We start from the raw sequence: 24,101 nt of genomic DNA, 5'->3' as shown, positions 1-24,101 counted from the left end.
CCTTGAATTCTTGGGAATATGTACCGTCTGTGGACGCTTACTTCGCGTTGACCACGGCCATGATGTCTTCTTCGCGCATGACCAGCAGCTCCTGGCCGTCGACCTTGACGGTCTGGCCAGCGTACTTGCCGAACAGCACGCGATCGCCGACCTTCACGTCGAGCGCGATCGGGGCGCCCTTGTCGTCGCGCTTGCCCGGGCCGATGGCCAGGACTTCGCCTTGATCCGGCTTCTCAGCAGCTGCGTCGGGGATCACGATGCCCGAGGCGGTCTTGGTTTCCTGATCCAGGCGCTTGACGATCACGCGATCGTGCAAAGGACGAAGGTTCATATTCACTCCTCTCTTGACTGAGATTGAAGAACGCTTAGGGAATCTGCCCGGCATGTCGCCCGGCAGAGAATTGTTAGCACTCTCGTGCAGCGAGTGCTAATTATATGGACGGGTTTTGACAAATTCAAGAAGGGGAGCCGGAGGTTTTTTCAGCCGGCAGGCAGCGCCGAAAACGCGGGAAAATATCTAAAAAATCGATTTATAAACAACAAGATAGGCGTCGACCGGGCACTCCGGCAGCGGCGACGCTACGGGATTTCCCCGACCTCGCCCTCATTCCGCACGGGGTTGGAACCGGATTGCCGCGACCGTCCGGCTCCGCGCAAAAACGGCTGCCAGGGCGCCGGCGAACGCATCGCTCCGCCGGCCGATCGTCACGTGTCGGGGCAGCCGGCGACCGGCTCGAACCTTCGGCCGTCGGTCTCGACCGTCGCACCGAGCAGCCGCGCGAGACCCTTCGCGCCCTCGCGCATCACGACGCCGTGGTTCCACACGAACAGTGGGCGCGCCACCGGCTCCAGCCAGTTCATCCAGCGCTCGCACGTGCGGATGTGCCAGTCGTAGCGCACGACGGTGCACGTCCCGTCGCCGGTGAACGACCAGCGGCCGTCGCCCTCGATCGCGCCGCTCGCGCGGCCTTCGAGCACGTGCGGCCGCTCGACGCGCAGCACGCGCATGTCGAAGGTGAGCCGGTACGGCAGCGCGCCCTTCCATGTGTACCGCTGCAGCGCGCCGATGCCGCGCGCATCGCCGGACTCGATCTCGACGGTCCGCACGGCGCTCTTCCACCATTCGGGCCAGCGGTCGACCTGATAGATCGCGTCCCAGACCGCGGCGAGCGGCGCGTCCACGCGCCACGTCGTCGAAAACCGGTACTTCGCCATGCCACCTCCGGCAGGAATCGGAATTCGGGGGATCGGCCGCGCGATCAGGGGGAGAAGAAGCGGGCAGGAAACGCGACGTTGATCTCGACGTCGTCGAGCGTCACCGTCTCGAGCGGCTCGACGTCGCCGTCCGCGAAGCTGACGACTTTCAGCGGAAAACCGTCCTCGGCGTCCAGCCATAGCCGATAGCGATGCACGCCGTCGACGACGTGCGCCGGCGCGCCCGTCACCGACACGCGCAGCGCGGTTCGGCCGCCGATGGATTCCTCCCCTTCCGTCACCGTCGCGCCGCCCTCCTGCAGCGCATGCACGTTGCGCAGCAGCGCGCCGACGTCCGACCGGTCCACACGATGGCCGCTGCGGTCGCGCACGAGCGGGTTCGACGGCGACAGCGTCAGCGCGGGCGGCGCATGCTCGCCAAACGGACGCAGCCGCACTTTGCCATCGTCGGGATCGTACGCGAGCACAGCGCCGCGATGCGGCGACACGAAGTCCATCCGGACCAAACCGGGCTTCTGGTACGCATAGTGAAATTCGGTGTGCTCGCCGCTTCGCGCGGACGAGCGGATCGTCGCGCGGTACGAGTGCAGCTGGTCGAAACGGGCCTGCGCAACGGTCACCGGGTCGGCTGTCATGCTTGCTCCTATCAGGCTCGCGGCCACCAATGCAGCGATCATGGCGCCGCCTCGACGTCGAGCACGCCCTCCATTCCGCGCTCGCGATGGCTGCGCAAGAACAGAAGCCGATGCGTGCAATAGTAGGCGAAGCGGCCGGGCGCGGTCGGCGTGAAGCGGAACGTGCGCGGCGTCGTCGCCAGTTCGGTATGCACTGCGATGCCGGCCTGCGGCGCGTCGATCTCGAAACTGTGCGGCACGACGCCCGGCTCGGCCGATACGGTCAGCTCGACCGGCGCATGCGCGCGGACGATCACGTGGTTCGGTCGAAAGAAGTAGCTGCCGCCGACGATAGTCACCCGCTGGACGCCGTCGGCGTCGAGCGGCACGCGCACCGGCGCATCGCCGTCCGCCCGCGCGAACCCGGCGCCTGCCGCCAGCGCCATCGTTACCATCGCCGCCTTCGCATTCATGACCTGTCCCCTGCTCCCGGCCGATATCGCGGGCATCAGCCCTTCCATGCGTCGGTCGACCCGCCGAGCGCGCCGCAAGCGTCGATCGCGAGCTCCCGCAGACGCCGTTCGTCGCCGCGCCCTGACAGCGCAAATCCCATGCCGCGATCGGACCAGAAATATGTATGACGGCCGTCGGCCGACATCGCCTGTGGCGCGAGGTGCCGCGCGTCGTAGGCCGTCATGTACAGCGTCACGCGGGCGCCGTCCGCGCGCTGGTACATCAGTTGCGCGGCGGGGCCGGCGTCGCCAGGCAGCAACCGGCCGCCGATGAGCGCATAACCGTATTCGTCGAGCGACGGTGCGTGCACTGGCCGGCCCAGACGCGCGGACAGCCATCCGGCCAGACGCACCGGATCGCGCGCGTCGATTTCGACCGGATGATCGCGATCGGCCGCGTACACCGCGTACGCGACATCCGCGCGCGCCGCGAACGCGGGTTCGACGCCGAACACCGCCCAGCCTGCATGCAGCGCGATGCCGAGCACAACGCCGGCAGCCAGCCCCGCAAACGCGTACGCGACCACACGCCGGCGCGGCGCGCGCCGCTGCACGAACAGTGCCGGCGCCGCCGCCGGCAGCGGAAACAGCGCGCGCAGCGCGTCGCGTTGCGCCCGGTAATGCTCGTATCGTTCGGCTTCCCGCGGAGCGGACTGCAGCCGCGCGAGCACCTCGCGCCGCTCGTCCGCGGACAGCTCGCCGTCAAGCAGCGCCGACAGCAGCTGGGCCGACGCATCTGCGCCGTCGTCCCGGTCGTTCGAAGGCTTGTGCGGATCGTCCATCATGTCTTCCCGACCACCCGTAATGCGGCCGTACCGTGCGCCGAAGGCTCGCCCGACAGCAGCGTGCGCATCTGTTCCCGCGCACGCGACAGCCGCGACATTACCGTCCCGATCGGCACACCCAACACCTGTGCGGCATCGCGATAGCTCAGCTCCTCGAGTGCGATCAGCAGCAGCACCTCGCGCTGCTCGACGGGCAGCCGGTACAGCGCGCGCTGCACGTCACGCAACATCAGGCCGCCCATCGCGTCGGCCGGCGCGGCCATCGTCTGCCACGGCGCGGTCGCGTCGTCGACCGCGATCTCGTGCCGTGCGCGCAACTGATCGATGAAACGGTGGCGAAGCAGCGTCAGCAGCCACGCGCGCAGATTGCCGCCATCGCGGGGCGGCCGGTTCAGCGCGCGCTCGAGCGTGTCCTGCACGAGATCGTCCGCCCACGCGCGGTCGCCCGTCAGCGCGCGCGCATACCGCGTGAGATGCGGCAGCCACACCAGCAGATCCGATTCGTAGCTCATCCGGATGCCTCGCGCGTCGCCGCGCCGTCGGTCCGTCAGTCATTCCGTCGATCAGGGACGCGCGACGTGCCACATGCCGCCGACTCCGTCGCCGCTTGCGTCCCCCGCTTTGCGGTCCATCTTCCAGCGATACAGCGGGCGGCCGCGATACGCCCATTGCTTCTTGCCGTCGTCGCGGGCGACGATGCTCAGCGCACCGGACGCCTTGTCGTATCCGTCCGCAAGCGCCGGCGGCCAGTTCGCCGCGCACGTGCCGCTGCACGTGCTTTTGCCCGGCGCGTCGTGATCGAACACGTACAGCGTCATGTGGTCTTCGTCGACCAGCTTCCCGTCCGCGGCCTGCGGCGGTTCCGCGGCAGCGGGCCGCGCGATCGCCGTGGTCAGCGCGACGGCCAATAGCATCGTCTTCATTCCCGTTCTCCTTTGCGTGGCATCGCACGGCACCAGGCGCGGCGACGCCCGACGGGACCGCGGACTTCGTCATGGTCATTATCCCGCCGTGCGGTTGCGCCGCGACTCGGTATGTAAACGGACGGGCCGGCCGGTTATTCCATGCGGGCGATGTTGCGGCTGTTGCGCCTGCGCGGGAGGCCGGCGGCCGGCAAACCGGCCATTCCTCGGCCAAATGAAATTGCGCGTCAGAAACGAAAACGCGGCATGACATTGCTGTCATGCCGCGCCGTGCGACCTGCCGCGCGCGGGAGGCGATGCACCGATCCCGCACGCGCCGGCCGGTTACTTCGGCAGTGCGCCCGTCACCGCTTGCAGCAGCGTCGACACCGGTGCGAGCGGGTTGTTTGCCGATCCGCTGCCCGAATGCGGCGTGACCGACAGACCAGGCGCGGACCCGAGAGCAGTGCCCAGTGTCGTGCCGACGGCGTTGACCACCGTCGCCGACGCGTTGCCGGTCGTCGAAACCAGCGAGCCGACCGCGCCGGCCGTGCTGCCCGCCGCACTCGCGCCGGAGCCGAGCAGGCCGCCGCCCGCCGCCGCCGTCGAACCTGCCGCGCCCGACAGCGCACCGGCCGCCTGCCCGAGCGCCGCAGGACCGCTGCCGAGCGCGCCCGTCACCGAGCCGAGCGCGCCGGTCAATGCGCCGGCCGGATTGCTGCCGCCGGTCAGACCGCCGACGAGGTTCGTGATCGGCGCGATCGGGCTGCTGCCGCCTGCGCCCGACAACGTACCGACGACCTGATTCACGACGCCTTGCACCGGCGCCAGCGGGCTGGTGCCGCCGAGGTTGCCGAGTGCGCCCGTCAGGGAGTTCACCGCACCGCTCAGTGCGCCGGCCGGGTTGCCGAAGCCGAGCGTGCCGACCACCTGGTTCACGACGCCTTGCACCGGCGCCAGCGGGTTCGTGCCGCCGAGATTGCCGAGTGCGCCCGTCACCGAGTTCACCGCGCTACTCAGTGCGCCGGCCGGATTGCTGCCGCCGAGCGTACCGACCACCTGATTCACGACGCCCTGCACCGGCGCCAGCGGGTTCGTGCCGCCAAGGCTGCCGAGTGCGCCCGTCACCGAGTTCACGGCGTTCGACAGTGCACCGGCCGCGTTGCCGCCGGTCGGCAGCGCGTTCTGCAGGCCGCTGACGAGGTTGGTGATCGGCGTGATCGGGCTGCTGCCGCCTGCACCCGACAACGTGCCGACAACCTGGTTCACGACGCCTTGCACCGGCGCCAGCGGGTTCGTGCCGCCGAGGTTGCCGAGTGCGCCCGTCACCGAGTTCACGGCGTTCGACAGCGCACCGGCGGGATTGTCATTGCCGAGTGAGCCAGCAAGTTGCGTGATCGCACCCTGCACCGGGGCCAGCGCGCCCGACGCACCACCGCCGTTGCCGAGCGTCCCCGTGATCGTGTTGACCGCGTTGCTCAGCGCGCCGGCCGGATTGCCGCTGCCCAGCGTGCCGGTGACCTGATCGACGACGCTCTGGATCGGCGCCAGCGGGTTGGTGCCGCCGACATTGCCCAGCGCGCCTGTCACCGTACCCAGCGCACCGGTCAACGCACCTGCCGGATTGCCGCCGCCTAGCGCACCGGTCACTTGATTGGCCACACCTTGAACCGGCGCGAGCGGATTCGCGCCGCCACCGACGTTGCCCAGCGCGCCTGTCACCGTACCCAGCGCACCGGTCAACGCACCCGCCGGATTGCCGCCCCCAAGCGTACCGGTCACCTGATTGATCACACCTTGAACCGGCGCGAGCGGATTCGCGCCGCCACCGACGTTGCCCAGCGCGCCCGTTACCGTACCCAGCGCACCGGTCAGCGCACCCGCCGGATTGCCGCCGCCTAGCGTACCGGCCACTTGATTGACCACACCTTGAACCGGCGCGAGCGGATTCGTCCCGCCACCGACGTTGCCCAGCGCGCCCGTTACCGTACCGAGAGCACCGGTCAATGCACCTGCGGGATTGCCGCCGCCTAGCGCACCGGTCACTTGATTGACCACACCTTGAACCGGTGCGAGCGGATTCGCGCCGCCACCGACGTTGCCCAACGCGCCCGTCACCGTACCCAGCGCACCGGTCAGCGCACCCGCCGGATTGCCGCCGCCAAGCGTACCGGTCACCTGACTGATCACACCTTGAACCGGCGCGAGCGGATTCGTGCCGCCACCGACGTTGCCCAACGCGCCCGTCACCGTACCCAGCGCACCGGTCAGCGCACCCGCCGGATTGCCGCCGCCTAGCGCACCGGTCACCTGATTGATCACACCTTGAACCGGCGCGAGCGGATTCGCGCCGCCACCGACGTTGCCCAACGCGCCCGTCACCGTACCCAGCGCACCGGTCAATGCACCCGCCGGATTGCCGCCGCCTAGCGCACCGGTCACTTGATTGACCACACCTTGAACCGGTGCGAGCGGCGTGACCGCGCCGCCACCGGCGCCGAGCGCACCCGTCAGCGCATTCACCGCGCCGGACACCGCCTCCGCCGGATTACCGAACGACGTCTGAATCGCGCCCGAACCGCCGGCCGCGACGGTGATTGTCCCCAGCGGCGACGTGCCAGTGGCAGCCAGCCCCACCGATACGCCGTTCCCCGACGGATTCACGATCACTTGTGGAATCGGCAACCCATCGAGCGTTCCCGCGGTCGCCGAACCCGAAGCCAGTACCCCGAATACCGTCGCGACCGACAGCGCCACACCCGTCAATTTAAGATTTTTTCGCATCTTCACCCGTCTCCGTTGGCACTACGTTGAAAAGCATGGGGACGGATTGCATGAAGTGTGCCACCGGGATAAACCGCGTTCATTCGTTGGCTTATTGCAAGCCAATAACGGTTTTATATGGCTTCCCGGGTAAATGAATTCCCCCGGCGCGTCAAATCATCTGACGAAAAAGCATCCGCGAGCGCGGATGTAACGTAACGTTTGCGAGCCCCGGAGTAACGTGTTCCGGTACATCGATCGAACGTCGGAACAGCTGGGGCGACAGAATGCCATGGGATCGCCGAGCGACATGCCCGTTTTGCATTTCATTTCCATGAAAATGCATTGATAAATCGTGTTCTTTCCGATTTTCTTATTCCGAGATTTCTTTCCGTCGGCGAATTATGCAGACAATTACGGCCGTGCGGCTCAACTGATCACGCGGACAGCAGAATGAAAAACTGTGACGGCCGCACACGCGGCGGCCGTCGTGCCGCGACGCGCTTAACCGAAACGCGCGGGCCGGTATGGGCGCGGATCGATATAGGTCGGCGCGCCCGTCATCATCTCGGCAAGCAGGCGTCCGGTCGCGGGCCCGAGCGTGAGACCGTGGTGGCAATGGCCGAACGCGAACCACAAGCCGCGATGACGCGGCGCCGGCCCGATCACCGGCCGCATGTCGGGCGTGCACGGCCTCATCCCCAGCCATGGCTGCGCATCGAGCCGCTCGCCGATGCCGAACGCGTCGCGCGCGAGCGGCTCGGCTCGCGCGAGCTGCACGCCTGTCGGCGGCGCGCCGCGCAATGCGATCTCGACGCCGGTCGTGAGCCGCAGGCGGCCGCCGTCCATCGGCGCGACGACGAAACCCGCTTCGGTATCGCACACGGGCACGTTCAGCGGCGCGCGGGTCGGCTGGTAGTGCATGTGATAACCGCGCTTCGCGCGCAGCGGAATCCGGTAGCCGAGAGGCGCGAACACGTGATCGGACCAGGGGCCGAGTGCGACTACCGCCGCGCCTGCCGAGATCGAGCCGTGCTCCGTATCGACCTGCCAGCCGTCGCGCACCTGCGCGAGCGTCGTCGCGTCGCCGCGCACGAACGTGCCGCCGTCGCGCTCGAACAGCCGCGCGTACGCCTTCGTCAGCCCACCGGGGCTCGACACCGTCTTCGGATCCTGCCAATGGAATGCGCCGCAGAATGCGGCGCCGATGCCGGGCTCGCGCTCGCGCAACGCGCGCGCGTCGAGCACGCTCATCCGCAACCCGTGCGCGTCCGCCACCTGCCGCTGCGCGCGCGCTTCCGCGTCGAACAGCTCGGGAGAACGAAACGCCTCGATCCACCCGCCGTCGTGCACGAGCGGCTGCGCGTCGGTGCGCGCGAGCAGCGCGTCATGCTCGACGACGCTCGCCGCGACGAGCGGCAGCATGTCGCGTGCGGCGGCCGCGAGCCGCTGCGGCGACGATTCGCGCCAAAAGCGCGCAAGCCAGCCCGCATATGCAGGCAGCGCCTTGTAGTCCCAGTAGAGATCGACCGAGCGGTTGCGCGCATAGCGCAGCAGCGTGCCGAGCCGGCGCGGAAACGCATACGGCACGACCGACGAGCGCTCAATCAGCCCCGCATTGCCGTGGCTCGTTTCCTCGCCGGGCGCTCGCCGGTCGACGAGCGCGACGCGCAGCCCGCGATCCTGCAGATGCAGCGCCGACGACACGCCGACGATGCCGGCCCCCAGAACGATGACGTCGAAATCCATGCTTTTCCGTACCGCGTCGAGATTCGCTGCACGATGGGCAGCAATACGCGCCGGCGTCGCGGCCGGCGCGGGAACCGCTTACTTCGCGACGATGTCGCGCTTGAAGTACTTCTGCGACAGCGCGCTTAGCGTGCCGTCCTTCTTCAGCGCGTCGAGCGCGCCGACGATCTTCGCCTGCAGCGCCTTGTCGCCCTTGCGCAGCCCGAAGCCGGTGCCTTCGCCGAGCGTCGCCGGATCCTTCAGCGGCTCGCCGACGATCTGATAGTCGCGGCCGGCCGGCTTGTCGAGGAAACCCTCCTGCGCGGTCTGCGCCTCCTGAACGGCTGCGTCGAGACGCCCCGCGACGAGGTCGGCATAGATCTGGTCCTGATCCTGATAGGACACGACGTTCACGCCCGCATTCGCCCAGTGCGCCTTCAGGAAATCCTCCTGCGACGAACCCTGCAGCACGCCGACGTGCTTGCCGCGCAAGCTCGCGGCATCGGGCCGAAGCGGCGAACCGCGATGCGCGACCATCACGATCGGCACCACGTAGATCGGCGGCGTGAAATCGATGCTCTGCTTGCGCTTCGCCGTGATGTTCATCGCCGAGTTGATCGCGTCGAACTTGCGCGCCTGCAGTGCCGGGATCAACCCGTCGAACGCGTTTTCGACCCACACGCATTTCATGTTCAGCTTCGCGCATACGGCGTTGCCGACGTCGACGTCGAAACCCTGCAGCTGGCCGGCCGGCGTCTTGCTCTCGAACGGCGGGTATGCGGCTTCGATCCCGAAGCGCAACGTGGCCTGTTCCGCGTGGGCCGTAACGGCCGCGCACGCAAGCGCCGCAACGGCGCAGAGGGAAAGCTTCCAGTTCATGACGAATTCCTTCGATTCCTGATTGAGGCGATGAAGACCGGTCGCTCGGCGCCGGATCGGGATGCGGTCGTGCCGGACTGCGCGGCTGACGCAGGGCGACGCGCCGGTCCACCGCCAGAATATAGACTGTTAGTCTACTATGGACTATAGGGGATACGATAATCCCGTCTCGGACATTTCGCGGCAAAAGTGGCGGAATGCGCTACAACCCCATGATTCGTTGAGATTTTCTCCGCCAACAATGGTACATGAGCGTCCGCAAGAGAAAAATTTCCCCACTTCTTTCTGTCTATATTAGACTTTTATTCCATCACGAACATCGCTAGACACGCGCTTTCGAGACTGCGCGGTCCAGCCCGAACGGAGACATCCATGACGCAACTCGCCCCGACCCCGCCGTTGACCGTCGACGAAGCCGCGGTGCGCGCGGCACTCCCGTCGCTCGACGTGCTCGGCACGCTGCGCCGCATGTTCGCGTCGCTCGCGTCGGCCCGTGCGGTCCAGCCGCCGCAGACGCTGACGCCGTTCCCCGACCAGGCCGGCGATTTCATCACGTACCTCGGCGCGCTCGCCGACGAGCAGGTATTCGGCGCGAAACTGTCGCCGTACGTCGTGACGGGCGCCAAACCCATCGTTACCGCATGGACGGCGCTGATGTCGATGCGCACCGGCCAGCCTCTGATGTGGTGCGACGCCGGGCTGCTGACGGTCGAGCGCACGGCCGGCACGACGGCGCTCGCGGTCGACTGCCTCGCACCGCGCGACGCCCGCCGGCTCGCCGTGATCGGCACCGGCGCGGTCGGCCTTGCGCATCTGCGCCACGCCGCGCCATTGCGCGACTGGGCATCGATCAGCGTGCATTCGCCTGCGCTCGCCGGCGACCCGGCGCTGGTGGCGACACTGGCACGGCTCGATCCGCGCGCGCGTGCCGCCGCAAGCGTCGAAGCATGCGTGCGCGATGCGGACGTCGTGATGCTGTGCACGTCGTCGGGCACGCCGGTGCTCGCGGACGGCATGCTCACCCGCCCCGCGCTCGTCACGTCGATCAGCACCAACGTCGCGCGGGCACACGAGATTCCGCCCGCGTGGCTCCCCGACATGGACGTGTACTGCGACTACCGGCACACGACGCCCTCGAGCGCGGGCGAAATGCTGATCGCGGCGGCCGAGCACGGCTGGACGCCCGAGCGGATCGTCGGCGATTTGCCAGCGCTCGTCACCGGCACATGTCCGGCGCCGTCGCGCACGCGCCATGCGTTGTTCCGCTCGATCGGTCTCGGACTCGAGGACATCGCGATCGCGCACGCGCTGTACGAACATCTGACGCGCGCATGAGCGGCGCACGCATGCGGGGCCGATACAATGACGCAACCGCCGCGGCAGCGCGCGGGCGCACGAGCGAGCCGATCGCCGGTACGCCCATGCGCCGCGCAGACGCGCCGCCCGGCCCCCGCTCACCCGAGATGGCGATTCCGATGCGCAAGAAGCAATCCCCCGTCAAAGACCTGCTGCTCACCCGCTACGCACCGATCGCCGATGGCATCGCGGCGCTGTTCTTCCCGTATGCGGAAGTCGTGATCCACGACCTGCACGACCAGACGGTGCTGTACCTTGCGAACAACCTGTCGAAGCGCGAGATCGGCGACGACTCGGCGCTCGAGGAAATCGACCATTCGGCGCGCGAGCGCGTGATCGGCCCGTACGAGAAGCTGAACTGGGACGGCCGACGGATGCGCTGCGTGAGCAACGTGTTGTTCGACGACGACGGCCGTCCGGCCGGGATGATGTGCATCAACTTCAATATCGCGGTGTTCGACGACGTGCGCGCGACGCTCGACGTGTTCATCAAGGGCGCGGGAATCGTCGCGCAACCGGACGAATTGTTCCGCGACGACTGGCAGGAGCGCATCAACACGTTCCTGCACGGCTGGCTGCGCGAACGGCAGGTAGGCCTGAACGGCCTCACGCGCGAACATCGGCGCGAGCTCGTCGAGGCGCTGTATGCGGAAGGCGCATTCCGCGGCAAGAGCGCTGCAAACTACGTCGCGAACGTGCTCGGGATGGGGCGCGCGACCGTCTACAAGCACCTGAAGCACCTGAAGGAAACGCAGGGCGACGCGTAACCGGCGCGTGCAGCCGTCGCTGGCTGCCGGTATCGGGTATCGGCGCCCATGTTTCGGTATTACGTTGCCGGTCGCCCCTTTGCGCGTCGTCCAGCCGACCGCCGCGATGTGTCGGAGCACAAAATGCTATAGTCTCGGTTACACTTTTTCGCTGCCGTACCGCCCATGACGACGCACCCCGCCCCCGCTACCCGCCAGACCCTGACCGTCGAGATCTGGTCCGACCTGATCTGCCCGTGGTGCTGGATCGGCAAACGCCGCTTCGACGATGCGCTCGCCGCGTTCGCACACGCGCAGCACGTCGACGTCGCGCTGCGCGCGTACCGGCTGATGCCTGGCCAGCCGGTCGAACCGGTCGAGGCAATGCTCGCGGACAAGTACCGGATGTCGGCCGCGCAAGTCGACCAGATGCTCCGGCAGGTGACGGACGCGGCCGCGAGCGTCGGGCTGCGCTACGACCTGCCCGGCACGCTCGTCGGCGACACACTCGATGCTCACCGCCTCGTGAAACTCGCGGAAGCGACCGGCCGCGCGCATGCGCTGACCGAGCGCCTCTATCGCGCGTATTTCTGCGAGCACGGGTCGCTGTTCGATCATGCCTCGTTGCTCGACTTCGCGGCGGAAGCCGGGCTCGAGCGCTCGGCCGCCGAAGCCGTGCTGCGCAGCGACGCGTACCGCGACGAAGTCGAAGCCGACATCGCGCGCGCCGCGCAGATCGGCGGACGCGGCGTGCCGCTGTTCGTGTTCGGCGGCCGCTATGCGGTGTCCGGCGCGCAGCAGGCCGACGTGTTCACGCAGGCGCTCGAGCAGGCGTGGCGCGACGGCGCGATCGTCGAACTCGCGGGCGACGATGCAGCCGCGTGCGGGCCCGACGGCTGCGAACTGCCGGCGCGCGGATAACGCCGGGCGCGCGAGCCGCGCCGCCGCTACGCGCCGCTGCTGCCACAAACCGGCAGGAAGCGTGCGCGGGCGACGTCTACAATGCAGCCTCTCAAATAACAATCGGAGAGAGGGCTGCCCCATGACCCACGGAATTCACGGCGAGAAGCGCTGGTACGCGCTGATCGTCCTCTGCCTCGGCGTGCTGATGATCGTGCTCGACAGCACGATCGTGAACGTCGCGCTGCCGTCGATCAGCACCGACCTCCATTTCACCGAAACCGCGCTGGTCTGGGTCGTCAACGCGTACCTGCTGACGTTCGGCGGCTGCCTGCTGCTCGGCGGCCGGCTCGGCGACCTGTATGGCCAGCGGCGCATGTTCCTCGCGGGGCTCGTCGTATTCACGCTCGCGTCGCTCGCCTGCGGTCTCGCGCAATCGCAGACGATGCTGATCGCGGCGCGCGCGGTGCAGGGCTTCGGCGGCGCAATCGTGTCGGCCGTGTCGCTGTCGCTCATCATGAACCTGTTCACCGAACCCGGCGAACGGGCGCGCGCGATGGGCGTCTACGGCTTCGTCTGCGCAGGCGGCGGGAGCATCGGCGTGCTGCTTGGCGGGCTGCTGACCAGCTCGCTGTCGTGGCACTGGATCTTTCTCGTCAACCTGCCGATCGGCATCGCGGTCTATGCAATGTGCGTTGCGCTGCTGCCGCGCATGCGCGCGCCTGTCGGCGCCGCACGGCTCGACGTCGTCGGCGCGGCGACCGTAACCGCGTCGCTGATGCTCGCCGTCTACGCGATCGTCGGCGGCAACGAGGCCGGCTGGCTGTCGACGCAGACCGTAGCATTGATCGGCGCGGCCGCCGCGCTGCTCGCGCTGTTCATCGCGATCGAGGCGCGCGTCGCCCATCCGCTGATGCCGCTCACGCTGTTCGGTGCGCGCAACGTCGCGCTCGCGAACGTGATCGGCGTGCTGTGGGCCGCCGCGATGTTCGCGTGGTTCTTCCTGTCTGCGCTGTACATGCAGCGCGTGCTCGGCTATGGGCCGCTGCAGGTCGGGCTCGCGTTCCTGCCGGCGAACCTGATCATGGCCGCGTTCTCGCTCGGGCTGTCCGCGCGGATCGTGATGCGCTTCGGGATTCGCGGCCCGATCGCGGCGGGCCTGCTGATCGCCGCGTGCGGCCTCGCGCTGTTCTCGCGCGCGCCCGCGGACGGCAGCTTCGTTTGGCACGTGCTGCCGGGCATGACGCTGCTCGGGATCGGCGCGGGCGTCGCGTTCAATCCGGTGCTGCTCGCGGCGATGAGCGACGTCGATCCGGCCGATTCGGGGCTTGCGTCGGGCATCGTCAACACCGCGTTCATGATGGGCGGCGCGCTCGGCCTCGCGGTGCTCGCGAGCCTCGCTGCGGCGCGCACCGACGCGCTCGCGGCAGCCCAGGCGGCGCCGCTCGACGCGCTGAACGGCGGCTATCACGCGGCGTTTGCGGTCGGCGCGGCATTCGCGGCCGCGGCGGGGCTGCTCGGACTCGCTCTGCGCATCCGCCGCCAGGACGCGGTGTCGGACGTCGGTCGCGCGATGCACTGACAGCCATCCGGCCTGCGCCGCGGGCGCGCACCGCCCTGTTTCGTTGCACCGGTTCTCGAACCGGTGGCGGCAACGCACGGACCGAACGCAGCCCGGCGTCGGCGCCCCACGCCGCGGCGCACGTTCAAACGCCCGTTTCACCGGCCGTCACGGTCGGCGACGCGGTCAGGCGGGCCGTCCGCGCCGATTTTTAACGTAGTCGTACGCCGAAGCGCCACTTTTGCGACAATGGCGGACTTTGATGCGCGCGCCGCGGGCGCGCGCCGCCGAACGCCGCATAACTGCCTGCTTCCGATGTCGCTTCCCCATATCGATCTGCTGTACTCGCTGTCCGGCCTGTTCGTCGGCGTTCTCGTCGGCCTGACGGGCGTCGGCGGCGGTTCGTTGATGACGCCGATCCTCGTGCTGCTGTTCGGCGTGCACCCCGCGACGGCGGTCGGCACCGACCTGCTGTACGCGGCCGCGACCAAAGCCACCGGCACGCTCGTGCACGGGCTGAAGGGGTCGATCGACTGGCGCATCACCGGCCGGCTCGCGGCCGGCAGCGTGCCGGCCGCGGCCGTGACGCTGTGGCTGCTGCACACGCACGGGATGAATTCGCCGGGCACCGCGCGGATGATCCAGCTGGTGCTCGGCGTCGCGCTGCTCCTCACGTCGCTCGCGCTGATCTTCCGTCCGCAACTGACCGCATTCGCCGCGCGCAACCCGCTCGTGCCGAGCCCCGCGCGCACGCTGTGGTCGACCGTGCTGACGGGCGCCGCCCTCGGCGTGCTCGTGTCGATGACGTCGGTCGGCGCCGGTGCGATCGGCGTCACGGTGCTGCTTCTGCTTTATCCGGCGCTCGCGACCACCCGCATCGTCGGCTCCGACATCGCGCACGCGGTGCCGCTTACCCTCGTCGCCGGCATGGGCCACTGGCTGCTCGGCTCGGTGGACTGGTCGATGCTGCTGTCGCTGCTGCTCGGCTCGCTGCCCGGCATCGTGATCGGCAGCCTGCTGTCGGCGCGTGCGCCGGAGCGGCTGCTGCGCAACCTGCTCGCGGCGACGCTGGTCGCGGTCGGCGTGCGGCTCGTGCTCGCTTAGGCGCGGCGACGCGGCGCGCGGAACCCGCCGCTGCGCGCATAGCGATCCTCCACGGCAACGGCTCGCGCGCCCGGCGCGCGACCATTCGCCCGAAAAAACAGCCCGCCCGGCTCACGCCGGGCGGGCTGTCGTCCATCCGTCGCACCGCGAACCCGCGCGCCCGGTGCGAAGCCGGGCCGCACGAGCCGCGGCGCGACGCTTACTGCCCCTGCTGCTTCAGCTGCTGCTGCTTCATCTGCAGCGTGCGCGCCTGCAGCTTCAGCACGCGCTGCAGCGCGGTACGGTTCGCGAGGATGCCGTCATAGAAGCTGGCGAGATCGCCCTTCAACGCGGTCCGCGACGCGTCGTTCAGGTAGATCATGTGGCCCGACGGATAGTTCTTGATCGTCAGGTTCTGCGCCTTGAGCGTCGGATCGAGCGGCATCTGCGCGAGCGTCAGCTCGGTCTGGTGGAACGGCGTGACCGCATCGAAATACCCGTTCGCCGACAGCACCTTCAGGTCCGGGTTCACGCTCATCGTCGCCGCGAGGTCGCCCGCCGTGTACAGCGTATTGCCGCCGCCCTTGTTCGCGCCGGTCGGGTCCGTGTGGCTGAAGTCCCAGTTGTTGAAGACCTGGTCGTTCAGGTCCACGAACGACGACGTCGACGTGTACTTGAGGTCGGTGTTGATGTAGCTGTTCCACAGCACCGTGTACGCGCCGCCGACATTCGTGATCGACGGATCGTTGCTGCCGGAGTTCGGCAGGATGTACGGCGCGATCCCCTTGCCCGTGAAGTTCGCTCGCCCGTCGTACTGGCCGATCTGCGTGCCGGGCACGAGCGTCAGGAAGAACGTGTACGGCGGGTTGTCGTCCGACGACGGCACGTTGCCGAGTGCGGCCGGGTTGCCGAAGGTCTGGATCAGCGACGTCGGGTCCGTGCCGATGTACGAACCCATCTGCTGCGCGGTCTGCAGGTTCAGGTTCAGCCGGACGTTCACGAAGCCGCCGTCCTGCGGATTCGGCTTCTGCGCGAGCGGCGCGAGCGTGTTGTCCGCGTAGTTGCGCGCCTGGACCATGTACGCGTCGAGATCGGTCGGCGCCGGGTTCAGCGTCGTCTTCTTCCAGTAGAACGCGTCGGCGGCGAGCGTCGGGAACGTGCCCGGCGCGGACAGCGCGTTCGCATAATCGAGGATCGACGACTGCAGCGTGATCCCGTTCAGGTCGATGCCGTCCTCGTGCAGCACCCACGACACGACCGCGCTGCGCGCCGTGCCGTACGACTCGCCATACAGGAACTTCGGCGAATTCCAGCGCGAGTACTTGGTCAGGTAGCGCTGAATGAAGCGGTCGATCGAGCGCGCATCCTGGTCGGTGCCCCAGAAATCCTTGTTCTTCGCCGGGGCGATCGCCGCCGAATAACCGGTGCCGACCGGATTGATGAACACGAGGTCGGTACGGTCGAGCAGGCTGTCGGGGTTGTCGAGCAGCTTGTACGGGGCCGGCGGCGTGAAGTTCGGGAACGACGACTGCAAGCGCTTCGGCCCGTACGAGCCGAGCAGAAGATAGACGGACGACGAGCCGGGGCCGCCGTTGTAGAAGAACGTGACCGGGCGCGGCTTCGACGGATCCGGATTGTCCTGCGTGTACGCGACGTAGAACATTTTCGCGTTCGGCGCCGACGTGATCGGGTCGATGGTGGTCAGGTGGCCGGTCGTGGCCGTGTACTTGACGGTCTTGCCGCCGATCGTGACCTGGCGGTGCACGACCGCAGCGCCTTCGGTCGAATCGGTGACCGCATCGTCCGGGCCGGTGCCGTAGACGTCGGTGTCGACGTACGGCTGGTCCGCAGGGGCTGCGGCAGTGGCGTCGGCGCTGGCCGACGTGCTGCCGTTCGACGCCGTCGCGGCCGCCGCGGTGGCGGCGGTCGGGCCCGAGCCGTCGTCGCCGCCGCAACCGGTGACGAGCAGCGCCGCGGCCGCGGCTGCGGCGAGCGGCACGCTCAGTGTCGTTCCAAATAGCGCGAAACCGTCTTTCAAGGACTTCAGTGTCGTCATTATTGCCTCTCGAACAGAACGATAAATACCGCCGGCCGCAAAGGATCGTTTGCGCCGACGCTCCGCACCGGAATGCATTCGTTTTGCGATGCACACCGAGTTTTTTACCGGCCCGGCAAATACCGACCGGCATGATTTACCCCACCCGTATTTCGCGACTGCGCGCTGGAATCAATGCCACCGCGAACGACAATTCGATAATGCCCGGTTGAGCGAACAACGGCGCCTGACCTGAATCGACGGAATTGCGGGCAACAGCTCGCCCAGCAAAGCCCGCCGGTCAAGGCGTCTTCACTTTCGGAAGACGAACGATTCCCCTCGACGAGACGCCGATTAATCGCGAAATGGCGATAAACCGTGGCTCGCGCCGATTTAATAAAATCGAAAGGATCGATTAACTATATGGAAAGAAAATATGGCCTGTCCGGTAATTTATTAAATTAAGTGAAAATATCGGCGCATAATAAATTCCGGATTTTTCGCCGTAAAGTAACAATTTGTTACGGCACGTGCCATTCCGATAAAAAGCGCCGGGGAACCGATTCCGGACGCGAAAAAGAAAAAAGCCGGACGACAGTCCGGCTTCGGGCCTGCGACGCAACGCGCGCCGTCAGAGCGGCACGTCGATCGCACCGGCGCCCGCCGTGATCGCGTTCGCGCCCGGCGCGGTTACGATCGGCGGCAGGTTCGCGCTCGTCAGCGCGGGTGCGGCGCCCGGCGTGCCGCCGCGCGGCACCGTGCGGATCACCTGCGACGGCGGCAGCGGCGCACCGCTCTTCAGGTGCCGCCACATCAGGTTCAGCGCCTGCAGGTCGTAGTAGTGGACCGGCACGAAGCGCGTGTCGAACCCGGCGACCGGGAGGAATGCATCGAAGTGCTGCCCGTTCGTTACCTCGTAGAACACGAGCTGGCTGCGGGCGCCTTCGCTGATGCTGTTCTGCGCGACGTATGCGCGCGATGCATGGTTCACCGGCACGAGCGCGTCGCTGCGGCCTTGCACGATGATCGCTGGCTTGCCCTGCAGGTTCGCGCTCACGCGTACCGCGTCGACGTTCGCCGGCATGTCGAGCATCCCGTTGGTCCACAGCTGCCGCAGGCACAGCGCGCCAGCGAAGCTCGCATCGGGTGTGGCGAGCCGATGATCGACGCCCGCGCCGGTGTTGAACACCAGATTGATGCCGGCAGTCGGCGGTACGCCGTTGCCGAGCCCGAACACGGCCGGCATCGGCGACGCGGCCGGCGCCGCGACCGCGCCGGTCGCCGCCGTGGTCGTCGCGAAACTGAAATTGCACAGGTTGTCGGTCACGCGCGAGCGCGTGTACGCGTTCGCATAGGTGACCGCGATCGCCGGAATCGCCTGCGAATCCCACATCGACGCGTGCAGCAGATCGGAATCGGCAAGATAGCCGGCCGCATGCAGCTGAGCGAGCGCGTCGGCGGCCTGGCTCGGCGTATCGGCGCCGGACACGAGGCCCGCCGCCGCGAGCGTCGCGCAGCGCTGCGCGCGGATCGACTGGGTGGTCGCCAGCGGCAGGCCGCTCAGGTATGGCTCCCCGGCGAGCGACGCCGACGCGGCCGCGCACGGCTGCAGCAGGTTCGCGAGCGTCGCGTAGTCGGCAAGCGGCCGCCCGAACGACGGCACCGGCTGGCCACCCTCGCGCACGACCGCGTTCGGCGCCATCCGCACGTTGATCTGCGGCTCGCCGACGACGACCGCGGTGATCCAGCGGCGCGTGTCCTGCTCGGCCGCCGCGAGCGCCGCACCGCCGCCGTTGCTGACGGAAGCGGCGATCGTCGTGATGTCGCCCGGGCGATAGCGCACGCCGTGATGCGACCCGTCGAGCGGCGGGCCGAACTGTTCGTTGAGCGCCCAGTACGCGAACTCGACGGCCTGCAGCGTCGCACGGCCCCAGTCCTGCTCGGGATTTTGCTGCGAATGCGCATGCTTGAACGCATAGCGGTTCGGAAAGCGATTGTTGTACGCGGCCAGGTCGCCGCTCGTCACGTTGGCGGTGAAGAGGCTGGCGCTGCCGGCCAGCACCGCGTCGGCGAGCGTGCCGTCGATCAGCGTGATCGTGTCGGAACCGAGCTCGTGCGCACCGTTTCCGCCGCCCTTGTCGTTATACGCGACCGCGCAGCCGCGCTTGAGGCCCCACTCGCCGGCCGCCGAAATCGCGCCGTAGACGCCGCGCGAACCCGACGACGTCGCGGTGACGATGCACGGCTGCGCGGGATCGAAGCTCGCGGGCACCTGTACGAGCAGCGTCACGTTCTTGCGGCCGCTGCCGTCGTCGGAATACGCGAGATATTCAGTGCCGCGGATCTTGCCTTCGCCGAGCGTGTCGTTGCCGTCGACATCGACGTTCGGCCCCCAGAAACGGCCATAACCGCCGTTCGCGCTCATGTCGACGAGCGCGCGGTAATTCGACCAGATCGCGACACGCCGCAGCTCGGCGCTCGTCGGCCGGGCCGGATTCGCGAATGCCGGCGCGGTGGCGGCGGCGAGACCGGTCTTGCCGAGGCCGGCCGTCAGCAGGTCGTCGCTGGTGCCGTCATAGGCGGTCGTACGCACACTGCCCGCCACGAAGCCGGGCAGCCTGTTGCGTTCGGCCGACTCGTCGCCGTTGCAGGCGCCGAGCAACGCGAGCGCGGCCAGCGTCGCGCCGACAAGAATCCGACTGCCCCACCCGTGCGTCGTCATTGTCGCCTCTCGATATGGATGTCGTTATCAGCCCGCCGCCGTGTCGTGCGCGGCGCGTGTTGTCTGAAGAAAACGCCGGGGCGACCCGGCTTTTGCGCCCCGGACAACGTGCTCCCGGGCCGCGCTCTCGCGAAGCATGGCGGGCAACGGCAGGCCCTGCCCTTCGTCTGAAGCGCAAACGGGCCCCGGCATGCCGGGGCCCGCGTGGAAGCGGACGCACGCGGCGCTCGCGCGCCGCCGCCCGGCATTACTGCTGCTGCACCGTCAGCTTGTTCGTGACGGACGTGACGCCGTTCACGCTCTTCGCTGCTTCTTCTGCCTTGTCGATCTGTGCCTGATCGGGCACCGTACCCTCCAGCGAGATCGCGCCGCCCTTCGAACGCACGACGATATTCGACACGTCGATGCCGCCTGCCTTCGTAATGGCCTTGCGCACCGCGTAGCCAAGCTTGCGGTTGGCCTTCTTCGCGGTCTTGGCCGCGGCCTTCGGCGAACTCGCCGCCGCGGCCGGCGCTTCGGTGCCCGCCGCGTCGCTCGACTGCGCATACACGCTACCCGTCAGACAGGCCGCCACGGCTGCAACACCCAACGCTCTCAACACGATCGACTTCATGCTATCTCCTTGTGACTTCGGAACGGCCGTGCACAGTACGGCCGGATACCCCCAAAGGCAGCCGGCCCGCGCGCGAACGGGCGGGACGGCCGATGATTTCCACGGCGATGCGAGAGAGGCGATACGGGCCGGCAGCCGGCGCACGCGAATGCGGGCCGGCCGGGCCGGGCAGCCGCCGGCCGGACGCGCCCGGTCTCATTGCGTGCCGGGTCGCGCGCGAATCGGGCGCGGCTGCGTCGCACAATGTAATCCAGTGCCCGCCGAAGCGCAAAGCTTTTGACGCGCAGCCCGCCGGCGCGGGTCGGCGGGGCGCGAGGGCGCGCGGCCCGCCACGCCCGCCGACTCGCGCACCCGATGCGAAACCGGGTACCATCGCCGCCAGAACACGCAGTGCGTGCATCGCCCGAAACGGCCGTCATCGGCGCGTCACGCCCGCAACATCGATCGATTCCATGAAGCCAGCCAGCCGCCGCCCGCCCCGCCGCATCCTCGCCCGCTTCGTCGCGGTGTCGTGGCGCGACCTCGCACTGTCGATCGGCCCGACCGTGCTGGTCGCGGCCGCGGCGGTCTGGCTCGCGGTCAGGCTGATCCAGCCGGCGCCGCCGTCCACGCTCGTGATCTCGTCCGGGCCGCCCGGCAGCACGTACTGGAACGCCGCGCAGAAATACAAGGCGATCCTCGCGAAGAACGGCGTCACGCTCGACGTCGAGTCGTCGGAAGGTTCAGCGCAAAACCTCGCGCGGTTGTCGAACCCGAATGCGCCGGTCGACGTCGGCTTCGTGCAGAGCGGCATCGGCCCGAAGGAGCGCGACGAACATCTGGTGTCGCTCGGCAGCATCGGCTACGTGCCGCTCGCGATCATGTACCGCGGGCCGGTCGTCGCACGCCTGTCCGACTTCAAGGGCAAGCGGCTCGCGCTCGGCGCGCAGGGCAGCGGCGCCCGCGAACTGAGCCTCGCGCTGCTGAAGATGAACGGCATCGAGCCGGGCGGCTCCACCGAATTGCTGCCGACCACCGGCGAGGATGCCGCGGCCGCGCTGCTCGACGGCAAGATCGATGCCGCATTCCTGTCCGGCGATTCGACGCAGATTCCGGTGATGGCGAAGCTGTTCCGTGCACCCGGCGTGCACGTGTACTCGTTCACGCAGGCCGAAGCGTATGCGCGGCGCTTTCCGTACCTGACCGCGATCACGCTGCCGATGGGCGTCTACGATCTCGGCCGCAACCTGCCGCCCGCCGACATCCATACGGTCGCGCCGACGATCGAGCTCGTCGCGCGCGATTCGCTGCATCCCGCGCTGTCCGACCTGCTGATCGAGGCCGCACGCGAAGTGCACGGCCATGCGACGATCCTGCAGCACGCGGGCGAATTCCCGTCGGCCGTCACGCGCGGCTTCCCGCTGTCCGACGACGCCGCACGCTATTACAAGTCCGGCAAGACGTTCCTGTACCGGCGACTGCCGTTCTGGGTCGCGAGCCTCGTCGACCGGCTGCTCGTCGTGGTCGTGCCGTTGATCGTCGTGCTGATCCCCGGGCTGCGGCTCGTGCCGTCGCTGTACGGCTGGCGCGTGCGCTCGCGCATCTACCGCTGGTACGGCGCACTGATCGCACTCGAGCGCCGCGCGCTCGGCGAGCATACGGCCGACGAGCGCGTCCGGCTGCTCAACGAGCTCGACGACATCGAGGAAGCCGTGAACCGGATGAAGATGCCGCTCGCGTATGCGGGTCAGTTCTACGTGCTGCGCGAGCACATCGGCTTCGTGCGCGAGCGGCTCACCGCACACGAGTACGATGCGCAGCCCGGCACGCCGGATGCCGGCGCGAGCGCGGCGCCGCGCGACGAAGGCGGCGGCGCACCGGCCGGCGAGCCCCCTCGGGCGACTCCCGGTTCCGCGTGAGCGTCCGATCCGCGATCATTGCTGCATCTACGCGCCGCCGCGTAACATGAAGGCCGCCGCGAGGCGCGCACGCCCCACCCTCTGGAGATCGCCATGACAACCGGCCTCGACACTACCCAGCCCGCCTGGTTCTTCGACTTCGTGTCGCCGTTCTCCTATCTGCTGCTCGAACAGCACGACAAATGGCCGGATGTGCCGTTCGAACCCGTGCCTGTGTCGCTGCCCGATCTGCAGCGCCACTGGGGCCAGCGGCCGAGCGCCGACGTGCCGTCCAAGCGCGTGTTCACGTATCGCCACGCGCTGTTTCGCGCGGAGCAGCTCGGCATTCGCTTCAAGATGCCGCCCGCGCATCCGTTCGATTCGGACAAGGTGCTGCGTCTTGCGATCGCCCTGCGCGCCGACATCGCGACCGTGCTCGAAATGTTCCGCTTCATCTGGCACGACGGCAACGATCCGTCGACGCCGGACGGCTTCGCGGCATTGTGCGAGCGCGTCGGCGTCGGGCACGGCGACGAGCTGATCGAATTCGAGGAAACGAGCGCGCAGTTGCGCCGCAACACCGACGATGCGATCGCGCTCGGCGTGTTCGGCGTGCCGACGTTCTGGATGAACAAGCAGCTGTTCTGGGGCGAGGACGCGCTGCCGATGGTCCTGTATTGCGCACGCACGCCGAACTGGCTCGAATCGGGCGAAGTCAAGCGGATCAGCGCGCTGCCGAAGGCGCGCGCGTGATGGCCGGTATCACGCACGGGAACGCGCGGCTGCGGTAAGGTTACGCTTCACCGAATCCGCCCGCCCCGATGGAAGACGACGACCGCACCGCCTCGCTCGATATCTGGCTCGTGCGCGTATTGCGCACGCTGCTGCTCGAGCGCAGCGTCACGCAAACCGCGCTGCGGCTGAACCAGACGCAGCCGGCGATCAGCACCGCGCTGCGCAAGCTGCGCGAAACGCTGAACGACCCGATTCTCGTGCGCGGCAAATCCGGGATGGTGCCGACCGAGTACGGCGCGTCACTGCTCGGCGCGGCGTCGCGCGCGCTGCGCGAGGTCGACTTCATCGCGACGCCGCACGGCGACTTCGATCCGTCGTCCGCGCGTCGCACGTTCCGCGTCGCGGCGCCCGATTACCTGAACGATTTCTTCATGCCGACGCTGATCGAGCGCTTTCGCGACGCGGCGCCGCATGCGCATCTCGAAATCGACTCGCTGAACCCTGCGCTCGATCACGCGGACGCGCTCGAATCCGGCGCGCTCGATCTCGTGATCGGCAACTGGCCGAAGCCCGATCCGCGCTTCGCGCGCCAGGATCTGTTCTCCGACACGATCGTGTGCCTGATGCGCGACGCGCATCCGCTCGCACGCGAACCGCTCACCCGCGAAGCGTACGCGGCGGCCGCGCACGTCGCGCCCACGCCTTACACCGGCGACAAGCGCAATGCGATCGAGATCGGTCTCTCTCGTGCGCGGCTCACGCGGCGGATCGTGACGACGCTGCCGTACTTCGGCATCGTGCCGCAGGTGCTGTTGCAGTCCGACCTGATCTTCACGACGACGCGCCGCTTCGCGACACACTATGCGCAGCTGCTGCCGCTCGTCGTCGTCACGCCGCCGGTGCCGTTTCCGCGAATCAAGAGTTATCTGCTCACGCACCCGCAGCCCGATCGCCCGACCGACATCGCGTGGCTGTGTGCGCTGATGCAGAGCGTGTCCGATGAACTGACGGCCGCGCGCGGGCGCAAGCGCTGAAGCGGCGCGGGACGCGTCGCGCGCGATTGCGCAGCGCGGCC

At 68.2% G+C, this 24,101-nt stretch carries 21 protein-coding genes; 8 read left to right on the top strand and 13 right to left on the bottom strand.

Annotation, left to right across the window (positions count from 1 at the left end; translation table 11 throughout):
• Positions 1-37: 37 nt before the first annotated feature.
• The 10 genes from groES to KDW55_RS00225 form a co-directional block, all read right to left on the bottom strand.
• Complete coding sequence (gene groES / locus KDW55_RS00270; protein ID WP_004186661.1) at positions 38-331, bottom strand: co-chaperone GroES; 294 nt, start codon at positions 329-331, stop codon at positions 38-40.
• Positions 332-705: 374 nt separating this feature from the next.
• A complete protein-coding gene (locus KDW55_RS00265; RefSeq protein ID WP_040143542.1) occupies positions 706-1,215 on the bottom strand; it encodes an SRPBCC family protein in 510 nt (169 codons plus the stop codon).
• A gap of 44 nt (positions 1,216-1,259) precedes the next feature.
• Positions 1,260-1,892 carry a DUF1571 domain-containing protein gene (locus KDW55_RS00260; protein ID WP_212159791.1) on the bottom strand — a complete coding sequence of 211 codons (633 nt, stop codon included), beginning with the start codon at positions 1,890-1,892 and terminating at the stop codon, positions 1,260-1,262.
• The gene (locus KDW55_RS00255; protein WP_069241022.1) at positions 1,889-2,302 is read right to left on the bottom strand and encodes a quinol oxidase; all 414 of its coding nucleotides are present in this window, start codon (positions 2,300-2,302) and stop codon (positions 1,889-1,891) included. Before KDW55_RS00255 ends, KDW55_RS00260 begins: the two co-directional genes overlap by 4 nt.
• Before the next feature lie 35 nt (positions 2,303-2,337).
• Complete coding sequence (locus KDW55_RS00250; RefSeq protein WP_040143539.1) at positions 2,338-3,126, bottom strand: anti-sigma factor; 789 nt, start codon at positions 3,124-3,126, stop codon at positions 2,338-2,340.
• Entirely contained in the window at positions 3,123-3,638 is a 516-nt protein-coding gene (locus KDW55_RS00245) for a sigma-70 family RNA polymerase sigma factor (protein WP_069241020.1), read from the bottom strand. Before KDW55_RS00245 ends, KDW55_RS00250 begins: the two co-directional genes overlap by 4 nt.
• A gap of 51 nt (positions 3,639-3,689) precedes the next feature.
• Positions 3,690-4,049 (bottom strand): hypothetical protein, encoded by a 360-nt coding sequence (locus tag KDW55_RS00240; RefSeq protein WP_040143537.1) that lies wholly within the window; start codon positions 4,047-4,049, stop codon positions 3,690-3,692.
• A 324-nt stretch (positions 4,050-4,373) separates the two neighbouring features.
• Positions 4,374-6,812 (bottom strand): hypothetical protein, encoded by a 2,439-nt coding sequence (locus KDW55_RS00235; protein ID WP_212197789.1) that lies wholly within the window; start codon positions 6,810-6,812, stop codon positions 4,374-4,376.
• Positions 6,813-7,295: 483 nt separating this feature from the next.
• On the bottom strand, positions 7,296-8,540 hold the full coding sequence (locus KDW55_RS00230; RefSeq protein ID WP_040143536.1) for an FAD-binding oxidoreductase: 1,245 nt from the start codon (positions 8,538-8,540) through the stop codon (positions 7,296-7,298).
• A 78-nt stretch (positions 8,541-8,618) separates the two neighbouring features.
• Positions 8,619-9,398: an ABC transporter substrate-binding protein gene (locus KDW55_RS00225; protein WP_040143535.1), complete on the bottom strand. Its 780-nt coding sequence runs from the start codon at positions 9,396-9,398 to the stop codon at positions 8,619-8,621.
• A gap of 372 nt (positions 9,399-9,770) precedes the next feature.
• Here KDW55_RS00225 and KDW55_RS00220 point away from each other — a divergent pair, with 372 nt between their 5' ends.
• The 5 genes from KDW55_RS00220 (at position 9,771) to KDW55_RS00200 (ending at position 15,065) form a co-directional block, all read left to right on the top strand.
• A complete protein-coding gene (locus KDW55_RS00220) occupies positions 9,771-10,733 on the top strand; it encodes an ornithine cyclodeaminase family protein (RefSeq protein WP_069241018.1) in 963 nt (320 codons plus the stop codon).
• The gene (locus KDW55_RS00215) at positions 10,730-11,521 is read left to right on the top strand and encodes a PAS domain-containing protein (protein WP_059543974.1); all 792 of its coding nucleotides are present in this window, start codon (positions 10,730-10,732) and stop codon (positions 11,519-11,521) included. The genes KDW55_RS00220 and KDW55_RS00215 overlap by 4 nt, the downstream gene beginning before the upstream one ends.
• Before the next feature lie 165 nt (positions 11,522-11,686).
• On the top strand, positions 11,687-12,421 hold the full coding sequence (locus KDW55_RS00210) for a DsbA family oxidoreductase (RefSeq protein ID WP_069241017.1): 735 nt from the start codon (positions 11,687-11,689) through the stop codon (positions 12,419-12,421).
• A gap of 121 nt (positions 12,422-12,542) precedes the next feature.
• Complete coding sequence (locus KDW55_RS00205; protein ID WP_059543977.1) at positions 12,543-13,982, top strand: DHA2 family efflux MFS transporter permease subunit; 1,440 nt, start codon at positions 12,543-12,545, stop codon at positions 13,980-13,982.
• A 294-nt stretch (positions 13,983-14,276) separates the two neighbouring features.
• Positions 14,277-15,065: a sulfite exporter TauE/SafE family protein gene (locus KDW55_RS00200; RefSeq protein WP_212149393.1), complete on the top strand. Its 789-nt coding sequence runs from the start codon at positions 14,277-14,279 to the stop codon at positions 15,063-15,065.
• A 199-nt stretch (positions 15,066-15,264) separates the two neighbouring features.
• Here KDW55_RS00200 and KDW55_RS00195 read toward each other — a convergent pair whose 3' ends face one another.
• The 3 genes from KDW55_RS00195 to KDW55_RS00185 all read right to left on the bottom strand — a co-directional run bounded on the left by KDW55_RS00195 (position 15,265) and on the right by KDW55_RS00185 (position 20,414).
• Positions 15,265-17,100 (bottom strand): peptidase S1, encoded by a 1,836-nt coding sequence (locus tag KDW55_RS00195; RefSeq protein ID WP_059543979.1) that lies wholly within the window; start codon positions 17,098-17,100, stop codon positions 15,265-15,267.
• 610 nt (positions 17,101-17,710) lie between these two features.
• The gene (locus KDW55_RS00190; protein ID WP_212149392.1) at positions 17,711-19,801 is read right to left on the bottom strand and encodes a D-(-)-3-hydroxybutyrate oligomer hydrolase; all 2,091 of its coding nucleotides are present in this window, start codon (positions 19,799-19,801) and stop codon (positions 17,711-17,713) included.
• A 247-nt stretch (positions 19,802-20,048) separates the two neighbouring features.
• Positions 20,049-20,414, bottom strand: a complete 366-nt coding sequence (locus KDW55_RS00185; protein WP_059543982.1) for a BON domain-containing protein — start codon at positions 20,412-20,414, stop codon at positions 20,049-20,051.
• Between the two features lie 452 nt (positions 20,415-20,866).
• On the opposite strand from KDW55_RS00185, the gene KDW55_RS00180 reads away from it, so the two are divergent.
• The 3 genes from KDW55_RS00180 (at position 20,867) to KDW55_RS00170 (ending at position 24,060) form a co-directional block, all read left to right on the top strand.
• Positions 20,867-22,312, top strand: coding sequence for a TAXI family TRAP transporter solute-binding subunit (locus KDW55_RS00180; protein ID WP_040143527.1), 1,446 nt, complete (start codon positions 20,867-20,869; stop codon positions 22,310-22,312).
• A gap of 93 nt (positions 22,313-22,405) precedes the next feature.
• Entirely contained in the window at positions 22,406-23,044 is a 639-nt protein-coding gene (locus KDW55_RS00175) for a 2-hydroxychromene-2-carboxylate isomerase (RefSeq protein ID WP_212159788.1), read from the top strand.
• A gap of 68 nt (positions 23,045-23,112) precedes the next feature.
• Positions 23,113-24,060: a LysR family transcriptional regulator gene (locus KDW55_RS00170; RefSeq protein WP_040143525.1), complete on the top strand. Its 948-nt coding sequence runs from the start codon at positions 23,113-23,115 to the stop codon at positions 24,058-24,060.
• Positions 24,061-24,101 lie beyond the last annotated feature (41 nt).

It is taken from the genome of Burkholderia sp. AU19243 (genome assembly GCF_018148075.1).
GTDB classification, from domain to species: domain Bacteria; phylum Pseudomonadota; class Gammaproteobacteria; order Burkholderiales; family Burkholderiaceae; genus Burkholderia; species Burkholderia latens_A.
The sequence above is the reverse complement of the archived record's forward strand: the minus strand, read 5'-3'. Positions and strand labels throughout refer to the sequence as shown.

What these genes read in the sequence shown, in the direction of transcription:
- groES (WP_004186661.1), bottom strand. Translation starts at nt 331, where the DNA reads ATGAACCTTCGTCCTTTGCACGATCGCGTGATCGTCAAGCGCCTGGAT.
- KDW55_RS00265 (WP_040143542.1), bottom strand. Translation starts at nt 1,215, where the DNA reads ATGGCGAAGTACCGGTTTTCGACGACGTGGCGCGTGGACGCGCCGCTC.
- KDW55_RS00260 (WP_212159791.1), bottom strand. Translation starts at nt 1,892, where the DNA reads ATGATCGCTGCATTGGTGGCCGCGAGCCTGATAGGAGCAAGCATGACA.
- KDW55_RS00255 (WP_069241022.1), bottom strand. Translation starts at nt 2,302, where the DNA reads ATGAATGCGAAGGCGGCGATGGTAACGATGGCGCTGGCGGCAGGCGCC.
- KDW55_RS00250 (WP_040143539.1), bottom strand. Translation starts at nt 3,126, where the DNA reads ATGATGGACGATCCGCACAAGCCTTCGAACGACCGGGACGACGGCGCA.
- KDW55_RS00245 (WP_069241020.1), bottom strand. Translation starts at nt 3,638, where the DNA reads ATGAGCTACGAATCGGATCTGCTGGTGTGGCTGCCGCATCTCACGCGG.
- KDW55_RS00240 (WP_040143537.1), bottom strand. Translation starts at nt 4,049, where the DNA reads ATGAAGACGATGCTATTGGCCGTCGCGCTGACCACGGCGATCGCGCGG.
- KDW55_RS00235 (WP_212197789.1), bottom strand. Translation starts at nt 6,812, where the DNA reads ATGCGAAAAAATCTTAAATTGACGGGTGTGGCGCTGTCGGTCGCGACG.
- KDW55_RS00230 (WP_040143536.1), bottom strand. Translation starts at nt 8,540, where the DNA reads ATGGATTTCGACGTCATCGTTCTGGGGGCCGGCATCGTCGGCGTGTCG.
- KDW55_RS00225 (WP_040143535.1), bottom strand. Translation starts at nt 9,398, where the DNA reads ATGAACTGGAAGCTTTCCCTCTGCGCCGTTGCGGCGCTTGCGTGCGCG.
- KDW55_RS00220 (WP_069241018.1), top strand. Translation starts at nt 9,771, where the DNA reads ATGACGCAACTCGCCCCGACCCCGCCGTTGACCGTCGACGAAGCCGCG.
- KDW55_RS00215 (WP_059543974.1), top strand. Translation starts at nt 10,730, where the DNA reads ATGAGCGGCGCACGCATGCGGGGCCGATACAATGACGCAACCGCCGCG.
- KDW55_RS00210 (WP_069241017.1), top strand. Translation starts at nt 11,687, where the DNA reads ATGACGACGCACCCCGCCCCCGCTACCCGCCAGACCCTGACCGTCGAG.
- KDW55_RS00205 (WP_059543977.1), top strand. Translation starts at nt 12,543, where the DNA reads ATGACCCACGGAATTCACGGCGAGAAGCGCTGGTACGCGCTGATCGTC.
- KDW55_RS00200 (WP_212149393.1), top strand. Translation starts at nt 14,277, where the DNA reads ATGTCGCTTCCCCATATCGATCTGCTGTACTCGCTGTCCGGCCTGTTC.
- KDW55_RS00195 (WP_059543979.1), bottom strand. Translation starts at nt 17,100, where the DNA reads ATGACGACACTGAAGTCCTTGAAAGACGGTTTCGCGCTATTTGGAACG.
- KDW55_RS00190 (WP_212149392.1), bottom strand. Translation starts at nt 19,801, where the DNA reads ATGACGACGCACGGGTGGGGCAGTCGGATTCTTGTCGGCGCGACGCTG.
- KDW55_RS00185 (WP_059543982.1), bottom strand. Translation starts at nt 20,414, where the DNA reads ATGAAGTCGATCGTGTTGAGAGCGTTGGGTGTTGCAGCCGTGGCGGCC.
- KDW55_RS00180 (WP_040143527.1), top strand. Translation starts at nt 20,867, where the DNA reads ATGAAGCCAGCCAGCCGCCGCCCGCCCCGCCGCATCCTCGCCCGCTTC.
- KDW55_RS00175 (WP_212159788.1), top strand. Translation starts at nt 22,406, where the DNA reads ATGACAACCGGCCTCGACACTACCCAGCCCGCCTGGTTCTTCGACTTC.
- KDW55_RS00170 (WP_040143525.1), top strand. Translation starts at nt 23,113, where the DNA reads ATGGAAGACGACGACCGCACCGCCTCGCTCGATATCTGGCTCGTGCGC.